Origin of the sequence: Geodermatophilus sabuli (assembly GCF_900215145.1) — a bacterium.
In the GTDB taxonomy this organism is placed as follows: domain Bacteria; phylum Actinomycetota; class Actinomycetes; order Mycobacteriales; family Geodermatophilaceae; genus Geodermatophilus; species Geodermatophilus sabuli.
This window is the reverse complement of sequence record NZ_OBDO01000008.1, coordinates 244,566-257,426: the sequence shown is the minus strand read 5'-3', so window position 1 is coordinate 257,426 and position 12,861 is coordinate 244,566. Positions and strand designations below refer to the sequence as shown.

The window sequence follows — 12,861 nt, the reverse complement described above, 5'->3', positions numbered from 1 at the left end:
ACACTGTCGTGGTGAGCACCTCCGCGGCCGGACCGCGCACCCCGGGGCCGGCCGGAGCGGTGTCGGTGGCCTTCTGCCCGTGCCCGCCACTGCTGGTCCCGGCGGTCGCCGGACGGGCCGCCGCGGACACCGTGGCGCTGCGCCGGGCCTGCGCGGAGGCGCTCGGCGCGGTCCTCGCGACGCGTCCGGAGGTGGTCGTGGTGGTCGGCGACGGGGCCGAGGGCCGCTTCGGGGCCGGTGACGTCGGCGACCTGCGGGGCCTCGGGGTGGACCTGGAGGTGCCCTTCGCCGGACCGGCGCGACCCGGCGGCCGGCGCACGCCGCTCGCGCACACGGTCGGTGCCTGGCTCCTGGACGAGGCGGGGTACGCCGGCCCTCGGCTCGGCGTGGCCCCCGGCGACCTCGCCGCGGCCCTCGCCGGCCGGTCCGGTCCGGTCGCCGTCCTCGCGATGGGGGACGGCTCGGCGCGGCGCACGGTGAAGGCTCCCGGGTACCTCGACGAGGCCGCCGCCCCCTTCGACGACGCCGTGGCCGCGGCACTGGCCGAGGGGGACGCGGCCGCGCTCGCCGCCCTGGACGCCGCGGAGGGGGCGCGGCTGCTGGCCGCCGGGGTGCCCACCTGGCGGGCGGTCGGTGCGGCGCTGGCCGGCCGAGCGGTCCGTGCCCGCCTGCACGTCCACGAGGCGCCGTTCGGCGTCGGCTACCTGGTCGCCGACTGGGTCGCGGCGTGACGTCGCCGCCCCCCGTCGTCGCGCTGGTGGGCCCGACCGCGACCGGGAAGACGGGCCTGGGCGTCGCGCTGGCCCACCGGCTGGGGGGCGAGGTCGTCAACGCCGACTCGATGCAGCTCTACCGCGGCATGGACGTCGGCACGGCCAAGCCCGACGCGGCCGAACGAGACGGCGTGCCGCACCACCTGCTCGACCTGTGGCACGTCCGGGACGCCGCGTCGGTGGCCGAGTACCGCCGGCTGGCCCGGGCCGAGATCGACCGGCTCCGGGCTGCCGGCACGGTGCCGCTGCTGGTCGGTGGCTCCGGGCTCTACGTGCGCGCCGTCCTCGACGACCTGGACTTCCCCCGGACCGATCCGGTGGTGCGGGCCCGGCTGGAGGCGGAGCTGGCCGACGCCGGACCGGGCGCCCTGCACGCCCGCCTCGCGACCGTCGACCCCGCCGCGGCCGCGGCCGTGCTGCCGAGCAACGGGCGGCGGATCGTGCGCGCCCTCGAGGTCGTCGAGATCACCGGCGGGCCGTTCCGCGCCACCCTGCCCGAGCCCCGGCCGCACTACCCGGCGGTGGTGGTCGGCCTGGACCGCGAGCCGGCCGAGCTGGACGAGCGGGTCGCCACGCGGGTCGACCGCATGTGGGTCGCCGGCTTCGTCGCCGAGGTCGAGGCGCTGGCCGCCGACGGCCTGAGGGAGGGCCCCACGGCCTCCCGGGCGCTCGGCTACGCGCAGGTGCTGGCCCAGTTCGACGGCGTGCTCACGCCCGAGGAGGCGCGCGAGCGCACGGTGAGCACCACCCGCCGCTTCGTCCGGCGGCAGCGCTCGTGGTTCCGCCGGGACGCCGCGACGACGTGGCTCGACGCCGCCCGCCCGGACCTGGTGGACGCGGCGGAGGCCCTGATCGGCGCACATACGATCGGCGGGTGAACGCAGACCGGGTGCTGATCGGCCACGGCACGGAGAACGACTTCGTCGTCCTGCCCGACCCCGACGGCGCCGTCTGGCCGGAGGATCGGCTGGACGCGGCGATGGTCCGCCGGCTCTGCGAGCGCCGCGCCGGCCTGGGTGGCGACGGCGTGCTGCGCGTCGTCCGCAGCGTGCACGTCTCCGACGCCCCCGCGGTGCTGGGCGAGGCGCTCGGCCGGTGCGAGTGGTTCATGGACCACCGCAACGCCGACGGGTCGCACGCCGAGATGTGCGGCAACGGGATCCGGCTGTTCCTGCACGTGCTGGTCACCGAGGGGCTGCTGGATCGTGCGGCCTGCACCGACGGCGTGTGGATCGGCACCCGGGGCGGGCCGCGGCGGGTCGGCGCCGCGCCGGACGGCGGCTACTGGGCGGACATGGGCCCCGCCCGGCCCCTCGGGCGCGGCGAGGCGCTGCTGGACGGCGTGGCGTACGCCGGTCGCGCGGTCTCCATGGGCAACCCGCACCTGGCCTGCCTGACCGACGTCGACGTCGACACCCTCGACCTCACGACCGCGCCGTCGGTCGACGCCGGACTGTTCCCCGAGGGCGTGAACGTCGAGTTCGTCAACGTGGTCGAGCCCGCCGCCCACGTCCGGCTGCGGGTGTCCGAGCGCGGGGTGGGGGAGACGAGGTCCTGCGGCACGGGCGCCTGCGCGGCGGCCTGGGCGGCGCTGGAGGCCGGCGGCGCGGCCACCGGGACCGTGACGGTGGACGTCCCCGGCGGCCGGCTCACCGTCGCCGTCGACGCGACGACGACGGTGCTGACCGGCCCCGCGGTGGTGGTGGCCGCCGGCGTGCTCACCCCCGAGTGGCTCGGGAGCTGAGCCGCTCGGAGGCCGACCTCGCGGGTCAGGGACGGTCGGGGGTGTCGGCCCTGGTCTCCGGGTCGTCCGTCGGCGGTTCGGGCTTGTCCGCCGGCCCGACGTTCCCGGTGCCCGCCGGCCGCCCCTGGCCGCTGTCCTGGTCGGCGCCGCCGCCGAACAGGTTGCGCGGCGGGTCGAGGCCCTTCGGGTCGCGGCCCGGGTCGTCGATCCCCTCGTCCGCGCCCAGGCTGCTGCTGCCGCTCTCGGTCATCTCTGGCCTCCTCGGGATGGTCGTCGTCCGCCCCTACCCGGCCGGGCCGCCGCCACGCGTACGCCCGCGGGATGGTCCCGGGCGTCCACGGTGTTGTACCGGGCGATGACAACTCAGGTGCCCAGTCTGCTGGGCCGTGCCACGCTGGAGACGATGACGACAGCACCCGACCGCGCCGAGTTCCCCGACACCGAGGAGCGCGACCTGCGGGCCGCCCCGGTCGACGAGACGACCCGTCCCGCCCCTGCCGGTCAGTGGGACGAGCCGGACGACACGACCGGCTCCTACGAGCTCGAGGCGCGCGGTGCGCTGCGCCGGGTCGCCGGCCTGTCCACCGAGCTCGCCGACGTCACCGAGGTCGAGTACCGACAGCTGCGCCTGGAGCGCGTGGTGCTCGTCGGTGTCTGGACCGAGGGGACGCAGGCCGACGCCGACCGCTCCCTCGCCGAGCTCGCCGCCCTGGCCGAGACCGCCGGGTCCCAGGTCCTGGAGGCGGTCAGCCAGCGACGCGACAAGCCGGACGCCGGGACCTACGTGGGTTCGGGCAAGGCGGCGGAGATCCGCGACATCGTGGCCGCCACCGGCGCGGACACGGTGATCTGCGACGGCGAGCTGACGCCGGGCCAGCTCAACCAGCTGGAGAAGATCCTCAAGGTCAAGGTGGTCGACCGGACCGCGCTGATCCTCGACATCTTCGCCCAGCACGCGTCCAGCCGGGAGGGCAAGGCGCAGGTCGAGCTAGCCCAGATGCAGTACATGCTGCCGCGGCTGCGCGGGTGGGGTGAGTCGCTGTCCCGCCAGGCCGGTGGTCGTGTCGCCGGCGGTGGCGGCATCGGCACCCGCGGTCCCGGTGAGACCAAGATCGAGACCGACCGGCGGCGGATCCGCGCGCGGGTGAGCAAACTGCGCCGCGAGATCGCCGGCATGGCGACCGCGCGGGCCACCCAGCGGTCCAGCCGGGGGCGCAACGCCGTCCCCAGCGTGGCGATCGCCGGGTACACCAACGCCGGCAAGTCCAGCCTGCTCAACCGGCTGACCGGTGCCGGCGTGCTGGTCGAGAACGCCCTGTTCGCCACCCTCGACCCGACGGTGCGGCGCGCGCAGTCGCCCGACGGTCGCGAGTACACGCTCACCGACACCGTGGGCTTCGTGCGGCACCTGCCGCACCAGCTGGTCGACGCCTTCCGCTCGACGCTGGAGGAGGTGGCCGCCGCCGACCTGCTGGTGCACGTCGTCGACGGCTCCGACCCGGACCCGCTGGGCCAGATCGACGCAGTTCACGTCGTCCTGCAGGAGATTGACGCGTCGGCGGTGCCGGAGCTCATCGTGGTCAACAAGGTGGACGCGATGACCGAGGAGGACATCCTCATGCTCCGCCGGGCGCTGCCGGGCGCGGTGTGGGTGTCGGCCCGCACCGGTCAGGGGATCGAGCAGCTCCGCGAGATCCTCGCGGCCCGGCTGCCGCACCCCGACGTCGACGTCGACGTGCTGGTCCCGTACGACCGCGGCGACCTGGTCGCCCGGATGCACCGGGACGGCGAGGTGCTCAGCGAGCAGCACGAGGCCGGGGGCACCCGGCTGACCGCCCGGGTCGACGGCGCGCTGGCCGCCGCCCTGGAGGAGTTCGCCGCTCCGGTCGCCTGACCCGGCGGCGATCGCCGTCTCCCGTCCCACGCGTCGCACCGGTCACCCGACCTGTGCGACGCGTGTCTCGCCCGACGCTGGGCAGGGGGTCTCGCCCGGTCGGGCGAGGTCACGAGCACGTCACGGGCCGGTACCGTGAGGCGCGTGACCAGCGGCGCGGTGCGGCGGCGTCCCGGCGGGCAACTGCCGGTGGACGCCGCTCCGGCGTCGCCCCCGCGGGTCGTCTCCTCCGGCCGGCCGGCGTGGTGGCTGCTGGTCGTCGCGCTGGTCGTGACCATCGGGGTCACCGTCGACCTGCTCAGCCGCGGCACGCTGGAGCGGATGGACCTGCGCGTCTCCGAGGTGGTGAGCGCCTGGGACCTGAAGGACTCCGCCGCCTACTGGCCGGTGTGGGCCGTCACCCAGCTCGGCGGGCGCGGCTTCATCCTCATCGTCCTGACCGGCCTCGTCGGTCACCTGGTCTGGCGGCGGCGCAGCGTCGTGCCGCTGCTGCGCGTGCTGGTCGCGCTCGCCCTGCTCACGGTCGTGGTCTACGGGTTCAAGTACGGGACCGGCCGCACCGCACCGGCCTACCCGGGGTCGTTCTTCTACCGCGACGGCGCCTCCTACCCCTCCGGGCACGTCGCCAACGCGGTCCTGATGTGGGGGGTGGCGCGCTGGCAGGCGGTCGAGTTCCGGCTGGCGCCCGCTGCCCAGCGCACCTTCGGGCTGCTCAGCGTGGCCGGCCCGGTGGCCACCGGGGTGGCGATGGTCTCGCTGGACTTCCACTGGGTCACCGACGCCGTCGTGGGTGCGGCGGTCGGCATCCTGCTCTTGGGCGTGGTTCACGCACTGGACGCAGCGGTGCTGTCACGCTGGGTCGGTGCCCGAGCTGGCCGGCCCTCCGCGTAGCGGCGTCGCAGGGCGACGTCTCGGTGCGGGGGCGGCCCTCGCGGTGACGCTCGTCCTCGCTGCCGCTCTCCCGGCGTCCGCCGAGGAGGCCGCGCCGGCCCCGACGACTCAGTGCTCGATCACCGACCCCCGACTGCCGGAGCTGTCCGGCCTGGTCGTGGTCGGTGACCGGATGCTGGCGATCAACGACGGCGGCGGGCAGATCGACGTCTTCGTCCTGGACGCCACCTGCCGGGTGCTCACCGTGCGCACCGCGCCGGTGGACCCCTTCGACCCCGAGGACCTGGCCGTCGGTGCCGACGGGACGGTGTGGCTCGCCGACACCGGGGACAACCAGGGGACGCGGGAGACGGTGGCGCTGCTGGCGCTGCGGCCCGACGGGAGCACCGGGGTGTACCGGCTCATCTACCCCGACGGGGCCCGGGACGTCGAGGCGCTCCTGCTGGCCCCCGACGGCGCGCCCTACCTGGTCTCCAAGGAGGTGCTGGGCGCGAGCGGGGTCTACCGCCCGGTGACGGCGCTGGTGGAGTCGGGCACCGTGGCCCTCACGGAGATCGCCGGCGTGGAGTTCACACTCACGGGCACCTCCGGTGGGCCCGTGGGGCGGGCCGGCCAGCTCATGGTCACCGGGGGAGCGGTGGCCGCCGACGGGAGCCGCCTGGCGCTGCGGACCTACACCGACGCCTACGTGTGGTCGCTGTCGGGCTCCGATGTCGCCGGTGCCCTCACCGCCGAGCCCGTGCGGATGGCGCTGCCCGATGCGCCACAGGGCGAGGCGATCAGCTTCACCGCGGACGGCAGTGGGGTCGTCGTCGCCGGCGAGGGGTTGCCGAGCGACGTGACCATCGTCCCGATCACCGGGACGGCAGCCGGGGCCGGGGCGGCGGCAACAGCGACGTCGTCGGACGGCGGGCTGCCGGGCCTGCTGACCGCCTCCGAGGGGGGCGTCCCGCTGACCCCGACCGCGGTCGTCGCGGCGGTGGTCGCCACGGCGCTGGTGTGGCTGACCGGGAAGTTCCGCCGCCGCACCTGAGCCGGCCCGCGCACGGTCGGGACGTGAGCCCGGTGGGCTCCGTCCATCCGGCCGCCGGCGCGGCTGTCGCCGGAGCCGGTGAGCCGCCGGACCCGCCCGGGTCCGGCGGCTCACCCTCTGGACCTCAGACCCGGCGGAGCACCGTGACGACGCGGCCGAGGATGGTGGCCTCGTCACCGGGGATGGGCTCGTAGGCCGGGTTGTGCGGCAGCAGCCAGACGTGCCCGTCCCGGCGCTTGTAGGTCTTCACCGTGGCCTCGCCGTCGAGCATCGCGGCGACGATCTCGCCGTTCTCGGCGGTCGGCTGCTGGCGGACGACGACCCAGTCGCCGTCGCAGATCGCGGCCTCCACCATCGAGTCGCCGGCGACCTTGAGCATGAACAGCGTGCCCTCGCCGACCAGTTCACGCGGCAGGGGGAAGACGTCCTCGACGGCCTGCTCCGCGAGGACCGGACCACCTGCGGCGATCCGCCCGACGAGGGGCACGTACGTGGGGGCCGGGGTCTCCTCCGACCCCGCCGCCGACGGCTGCACGGACTCGCCGGAGGTGTCCCCGGGCAGGCGGACGTCGAGCGCGCGCGGCCGGTTCGGGTCGCGGCGCAGCCAGCCCTTCTTCTGCAGCACCGTCAGCTGGTGGGCGACCGACGAGGCGGAGGAGAGCCCGACGGCCTCGCCGATCTCGCGCACCGACGGCGGGTAGCCGCGGCGCTCGATCGAGTCGCGGATGACCTCGAGCACCCGCCGCTGACGCTGGGTGAGGCCGTCGCCGGCCTCACCTCGGTCGGGGAACGTGCGCACGGCTGCCGTCTCGGTGGCCGCCGGCGGGCCCGCCGCCCTCCGGCGGCCCCCTGACGTCCCGCTCTTCTCCGCCACCGTCGCCTCCTCGCCGGCTGCCCGTGCAGCACGTCTCGACCTTCCAGGACGACCGTAGCGCGCCCGGCGTGCCGGATCAAACACGTGTTCGAAGTCGTCGGTGGGTGGTGTGGCTTTCGTCGGGGGCTTCCGGTAGACAACGCTCAGACGTCCTGGCCGAACAGGTGTTCGACATCTGGTGGGTCGGCGAGAGGAGTGGTCGTGGCGAGCGTGCAGCGGGCGGTGCTCGACTTCGACGACGCGGTGCAGGTGCCGTGGCGTCCCCGTCTCCGGGCGGTTCCTGCGCCCGGCGAGCCCGGGGCGCGGCGTGCGCTGCGGCAGGCAGTGGCGCGACCCACCTCGCCGGGTGCGCGTGCGGGAGGGCCGGAGCCGGCCGGGGGCGCCGGGCCGGGTGCGGGTCGGCCGGCCCCGACCGGGGGTGTCCGGTCCGGTGCGGGGAACGGGGCGCGCCCGGGGGTCCGGGGCCCGGTGCGTCCGGTGCCGGGCGTCGTGGTGCCCTCGTCGCCGGGGCGTGGGGTGCGGGGTGGCTGCGGCCGGGTGGGGCGGCGGACGAGCCCCGGGCTGCGGTTGACCCTGCGGGGCCGGCGCGTCTCAACTGTCCTGGCGCTCGCGGTCGGACTGGCCCTGGGGGCCTGGCTCGCCCCTCTGCTGGGCGGGGAGTCGAACGACCTCCGACTCGTGGGCGAGCGCAGCGTCGTCGTGCAGCCGGGGCAGACCGTGTGGTCCATCGCCGGTGACGCGGCCCGTGACGACCAGGACGTCCGCGCCGTGGTGGACGCGATCGAGGACCTGAACGACCTCGACGGCGCGGTCGTCATCCCCGGTCAGGTCCTGCGACTGCCCTGAGGAGGCCGCCCCGGGCGTGCTGCGGGCTGCCGACGCGGCGCTGAGCTGGGTCGACGCGGCCGTGTGGCCAGGGAGCGACAAGGCCGGCACCTCAGCTTCGTCAAGCCTGCGCGCCCGGTCGCTGACACCCGGTGCCCGGCTCGCGACCTACGGTCGGTGGCGTGTCTGGGATGTCGGCGAGCCGAGCAGCGGTCTTCACGGAGCAGTCCCCGGGTGTCGAGGTGCAGCTGGACGGCGCCTGGCGGCCCGGCGTCATCCTGGGGTGGCGTCACGATGCCCGGGGTGCCTGCGAGGTGCGGGTGCGTGTGACCGTCGGCGACGCCGCGCACGAGACGTGGACCGACCTGGCCGACCTCCGACTGCCGGAGCCCGGGGTCTCCGCCCCGGCGGTCCCGCGGTCCGAGGCGCCGGTCCTGGCGGCATCCCCGACCGTGTCCTGGAGCCGGGCGGCCGCCCGGGAGCGACTCGTCGCCGACATCGTCGCCAGCCCCCGACTGCCTGACGGTGCGGTCGGGGCGTCGGGTGCGGAGACTCCGCGCCGACGTCGGCGCCACGGCGTCGACGTGACCGCCGAGCAGCCCGCGGTCCGCGCCGACGTGACCGGTCGGCACCGCGCCCCCGCCGCCAGGGGCCGGCATCGGGCCGCCGACGAGGAGACGCGCACGGATGCCGAGACGGCGGCGACCGCTCCGCCTCGCGCCGAGGTGGACTGCCTGACCCGGCCACTGCGACTGGGCGACCGCCTGCCGCGCCCGCGTCTCGTGCGCCCTGACGGCTCGGTCCGCGCCTGAGAGCCGGCGTCACCCGGGGGCGGGGTCGGTCGGTCCGGTCCCGTCGTGGTCGGCTGCCCTGCGCCTCCTGAACCGACACGCCATACACCCGCCCTGCTCCACCGTGCGACTGCCGGGAGGCGTGTCGCGCGTGTCCCGGTGACGCGTGGGACAGGAGCGCCCTGCTGGTCACGGGCGGGTCACGACGGAACGAACCGCGCGTGTCCCGGCTTGCACATCTAGTGGGGACCGTCCTAGGGTTCCCCTACATCTAGTAGTTGCACGGATGTAAGCCCGTCCACAGGCCGGTCCTCAGGTTCTCCCCCCGACGTCCACCGGATGTCCCCAGGAGGGTCCACAGCCGGCCCGCGGAACCGGCGTCGGCGACCGCTCCCGCGGTCGTCGTCCGGGCCGGGTGGGTGTCGCGTCGGAGTGCGGAGAGGAGGGCAGAGCGATGCGCTGCCCCTTCTGTCACAACCCCGACAGCCGGGTCATCGACTCCCGCGAGGCCGACGAGGGCGCCACCACGCGCCGTCGGCGGTCCTGCCCCGCCTGTGGCCGGCGGTTCACCACGGTGGAGGAAGCCGTGCTCGCCGTGGTCAAGCGCAGCGGCGTGAGCGAGCCGTTCAACCGCACCAAGGTCGTCGCCGGCGTGCGTCGAGCCTGTCAGGGCCGACCCGTGGACGAGGACCAGTTGCAGAAGCTCGCCCAGCAGGTCGAGGACGCCATCCGGGCCACCGGGGCGGCCGAGGTGCCCAGCAACGAGGTCGGGCTGGCCATCCTGCGGCCACTGCGGGAGCTGGACGAGGTGGCGTACCTGCGGTTCGCCAGCGTGTACCGCGCCTTCACCTCGCTCGAGGACTTCGAGAAGGAGATCACCGAGCTGCGGGCCCGGCACATCGCGGCCGGGACCCTGCCGCTCCCTGGCATGCAGAACGACCCGCCCGCCGTCCGCCGGCGGGGTGCGGGGCGGAGCCAGGCCGCCCCCGACGGCAGCCCCGATCGATGACGACGCCTGCCGGCACCTGAGAACTGTCAGCACCACCCGTTAGAACAGAGCGCGGCTCTCTTCCCCAGCCGCCAGCAGTCCCACAACAGAGGGAGAGCTCCGTGACCGAGACCGAGGATCGCTTGTCGGGCCGCACGCGTCGCGCCACCAAGGCGCCGACCCGGGGGAAGGGCCTGAAGATCAAGCGGGTCTTCACCACCGCCGGGGTGCACCCGTACGACGAGGTGACCTGGGAGCGTCGTGACGTCGTCATGACCAACTGGCGCGACGGCTCGATCAACTTCGAGCAGCGCGGCGTGGAGTTCCCCGCCGAGTGGAGCATCAACGCCACCAACATCGTCACGACGAAGTACTTCCGCGGTGCCGTGGGCACCCCCCAGCGCGAGAGCAGCCTGCGTCAGCTCATCGACCGGGTCGTGCTCACCTACGGCCAGGCCGGCCGCGAGCACGGCTACTTCGCCACCGAGGGTGACGCGGAGATCTTCGAGCACGAGCTGACCTGGATGCTGCTGCACCAGTACTTCAGCTTCAACAGCCCCGTGTGGTTCAACGTCGGCACGAGCGCGCCGCAGCAGGTCAGCGCGTGCTTCATCCTCGCCGTCGACGACACGATGGACTCGATCCTGAACTGGTACCGGGAGGAGGGGCTGATCTTCAAGGGCGGCTCCGGCGCCGGGCTGAACCTCTCCCGCATCCGCTCCTCCAAGGAGCTGCTGTCCTCCGGCGGCACGGCGTCCGGCCCGGTCTCCTTCATGCGCGGCGCCGACGCCTCCGCCGGCACCATCAAGTCCGGTGGCGCCACGCGCCGTGCGGCCAAGATGGTCGTCCTCGACATCGACCACCCCGACATCGAGGAGTTCATCGAGACCAAGGCGCGCGAGGAGGACAAGATCCGCGCGCTGCGCGACGCCGGGTACGACATGGACCTCGGCGGCAAGGACATCACCAGCGTCCAGTACCAGAACGCCAACAACTCCGTCCGCGTCTCCGACGAGTTCATGCGCGCGGTGGAGGACGGCACCGAGTTCGGCCTGCGGGCCCGTCTCGATGGCACGGTCATCGAGACCGTCGACGCCAAGTCCCTGTTCCGCAAGGTCACCCAGGCCGCCTGGGAGTGCGCCGACCCGGGCATCCAGTACGACGACACCATCAACGACTGGCACACCAACCCCGAGACGGGGCGGATCAACGCGTCCAACCCGTGCTCGGAGTACATGAGCCTGGACAACAGCTCGTGCAACCTGGCATCGCTGAACCTCATGAAGTTCCTCAAGGACGACGGCACGTTCGACTCGAAGAACTTCGTCAAGGCCGTCGAGCTGGTCATCACCGCGATGGACATCTCGATCTGCTTCGCCGACTTCCCGACCGACCCGATCGGTGAGACCACCCGCGCCTACCGGCAGCTGGGCATCGGCTACGCCAACCTGGGTGCCCTGCTCATGGCGACCGGCCACGCCTACGACTCCCGCGGCGGCCAGACCCTCGCCGCGGCGATCACCTCCCTGATGACCGGCACGGCCTACCGCCGCTCGGCGGAGCTCGCCGGCATCGTCGGGGCCTACGAGGGCTACGCCCGCAACGCCGACGCCCACGCCCGGGTCATGCGCAAGCACGCCGCGGCCAACGACGCCATCCGCCCGGTCGGCGCCGATGACGCCGACGTGCTGAAGGCCGCGACCGCCCAGTGGCAGGAGTGCCTGGAGATCGGTTCGGACTCCGGCTGGCGCAACGCGCAGGCCTCGGTGCTCGCCCCCACCGGCACCATCGGCTTCATGATGGACTGCGACACGACCGGCATCGAGCCGGACTTCTCGCTGGTCAAGTTCAAGAAGCTGGTCGGCGGCGGGTCCATGCAGATCGTCAACCAGACGGTCCCGCGGGCGCTGAAGAGCCTGGGCTACCAGGACGAGCAGATCGAGGCGATCGTCGAGTACATCGCCGAGCACGGCCACGTCGTGGACGCGCCGAGCCTCCGCCCGGAGCACTACGAGGTCTTCGACTGCGCGATGGGCGAGCGGGCCATCTCCCCGATGGGCCACGTCCGGATGATGGCCGCGGTCCAGCCGTTCATCTCCGGGGCCATCAGCAAGACGGTCAACATGCCGGAGTCGGCGACCATCGAGGACGTCGAGAACATCTACTTCCAGGGCTGGAAGCTCGGCCTCAAGGCGCTGGCGATCTACCGCGACAACTGCAAGGTCGGCCAGCCGCTGTCCGGTGGCAAGGGCAAGAACGACGGCACCAAGGACGAGGCGAAGGTCGAGGCCGCCGCGCCCGCCGCGCTCGCGCACCCGGTCCGCAAGCGGCTGCCGAAGAAGCGGACCAGCGTCACCACCTCGTTCAGCGTCGCCGGCGCCGAGGGCTACATGACCGCAGGCATGTACGACGACGGCAGCCTCGGCGAGGTCTTCCTGAAGCTCGGCAAGCAGGGCTCGACCCTCGCCGGTGTCATGGACGCCTTCTCCATCTCGCTGTCGATCGCGCTGCAGCACGGTGTGCCGCTGGAGACCTACATCCAGAAGTTCACCAACATGCGGTTCGAACCGGCCGGCATGACCGACGACCCGGACATCCGGATCGCCCAGTCGGTGATGGACTACATCTTCCGTCGCCTGGCGCTGGACCACCTGCCGGTGGACAAGCGGGCCAACCTCGGCATCTTCAGCGCCGAGGAGCGGGCCGCTCAGGTCTCCGGCTACGACACCTCCGCCTCGACCGCCACGGTCGCCGAGGAGGACGAGGTGGATCTCGAGGCGCTGCGGGGCTCCGCGCCGACCGAGGCCCCGACCAAGCCGGAGGCCAAGGCGGAGAAGCCGGTCAAGGAGGCTCACTCCTCGGCGGAGCTGCTCGAGCTGGTCACCGGGACGGCCACCGACGCGCCGCTGTGCATGACCTGCGGCACGAAGATGCGTCCGGCCGGCAGCTGCTACGTCTGCGAGGGCTGCGGCTCCACCAGCGGCTGCAGCTGATGATGTGAACGACCAGGAATCGTCCCTGCTGGCGCGGTCAGCAATCTCCTGAGTT

Annotated in this window: 12 protein-coding genes; 10 read left to right on the top strand and 2 right to left on the bottom strand. The window is 73.9% G+C overall.

The features are described 5' to 3' along the window. The first annotated feature begins 11 nt into the window (after positions 1 to 11). From CRP39_RS18350 to dapF, 3 genes are read left to right on the top strand one after another with little or no spacing between them, the layout of a single operon-like run. On the top strand, positions 12 to 731 hold the full coding sequence (locus tag CRP39_RS18350; protein ID WP_097207805.1) for a class III extradiol ring-cleavage dioxygenase family protein: 720 nt from the start codon (positions 12 to 14) through the stop codon (positions 729 to 731). Then, a complete protein-coding gene (miaA, locus tag CRP39_RS18345) occupies positions 728 to 1,651 on the top strand; it encodes a tRNA (adenosine(37)-N6)-dimethylallyltransferase MiaA (RefSeq protein ID WP_097207804.1) in 924 nt (307 codons plus the stop codon). The genes CRP39_RS18350 and miaA overlap by 4 nt, the downstream gene beginning before the upstream one ends. Beyond that, complete coding sequence (gene dapF, locus CRP39_RS18340; protein ID WP_245853955.1) at positions 1,648 to 2,517, top strand: diaminopimelate epimerase; 870 nt, start codon at positions 1,648 to 1,650, stop codon at positions 2,515 to 2,517. The genes miaA and dapF overlap by 4 nt, the downstream gene beginning before the upstream one ends. Before the next feature lie 25 nt (positions 2,518 to 2,542). On the opposite strand, the gene CRP39_RS18335 is transcribed toward dapF, so the two are convergent. Then, the gene (locus tag CRP39_RS18335) at positions 2,543 to 2,767 is read right to left on the bottom strand and encodes a hypothetical protein (RefSeq protein ID WP_097207803.1); all 225 of its coding nucleotides are present in this window, start codon (positions 2,765 to 2,767) and stop codon (positions 2,543 to 2,545) included. 153 nt (positions 2,768 to 2,920) lie between these two features. On the opposite strand from CRP39_RS18335, the gene hflX reads away from it, so the two are divergent. The 3 genes from hflX (at position 2,921) to CRP39_RS18320 (ending at position 6,335) form a co-directional block, all read left to right on the top strand. Beyond that, complete coding sequence (gene hflX, locus CRP39_RS18330; RefSeq protein WP_183358960.1) at positions 2,921 to 4,411, top strand: GTPase HflX; 1,491 nt, start codon at positions 2,921 to 2,923, stop codon at positions 4,409 to 4,411. Positions 4,412 to 4,555: 144 nt separating this feature from the next. Next, positions 4,556 to 5,302: a phosphatase PAP2 family protein gene (locus tag CRP39_RS18325; RefSeq protein WP_245853954.1), complete on the top strand. Its 747-nt coding sequence runs from the start codon at positions 4,556 to 4,558 to the stop codon at positions 5,300 to 5,302. A gap of 43 nt (positions 5,303 to 5,345) precedes the next feature. Further along, on the top strand, positions 5,346 to 6,335 hold the full coding sequence (locus tag CRP39_RS18320) for an esterase-like activity of phytase family protein (protein WP_097207801.1): 990 nt from the start codon (positions 5,346 to 5,348) through the stop codon (positions 6,333 to 6,335). Positions 6,336 to 6,459: 124 nt separating this feature from the next. Here CRP39_RS18320 and lexA read toward each other — a convergent pair whose 3' ends face one another. Further along, positions 6,460 to 7,209 (bottom strand): transcriptional repressor LexA, encoded by a 750-nt coding sequence (gene lexA, locus CRP39_RS18315; RefSeq protein WP_097207800.1) that lies wholly within the window; start codon positions 7,207 to 7,209, stop codon positions 6,460 to 6,462. Positions 7,210 to 7,746: 537 nt separating this feature from the next. Here lexA and CRP39_RS26450 point away from each other — a divergent pair. From CRP39_RS26450 to CRP39_RS18295, 4 genes are all read left to right on the top strand, one after another. Then, on the top strand, positions 7,747 to 8,055 hold the full coding sequence (locus tag CRP39_RS26450) for a LysM peptidoglycan-binding domain-containing protein (RefSeq protein ID WP_216359805.1): 309 nt from the start codon (positions 7,747 to 7,749) through the stop codon (positions 8,053 to 8,055). 161 nt (positions 8,056 to 8,216) lie between these two features. Next, entirely contained in the window at positions 8,217 to 8,846 is a 630-nt protein-coding gene (locus CRP39_RS18305; RefSeq protein ID WP_143426695.1) for a hypothetical protein, read from the top strand. Between the two features lie 433 nt (positions 8,847 to 9,279). Beyond that, positions 9,280 to 9,834 (top strand): transcriptional regulator NrdR, encoded by a 555-nt coding sequence (gene nrdR, locus CRP39_RS18300; protein WP_097207797.1) that lies wholly within the window; start codon positions 9,280 to 9,282, stop codon positions 9,832 to 9,834. Between the two features lie 101 nt (positions 9,835 to 9,935). Further along, positions 9,936 to 12,806, top strand: a complete 2,871-nt coding sequence (locus tag CRP39_RS18295; RefSeq protein ID WP_097207796.1) for a vitamin B12-dependent ribonucleotide reductase — start codon at positions 9,936 to 9,938, stop codon at positions 12,804 to 12,806. Positions 12,807 to 12,861: the final 55 nt, after the last annotated feature.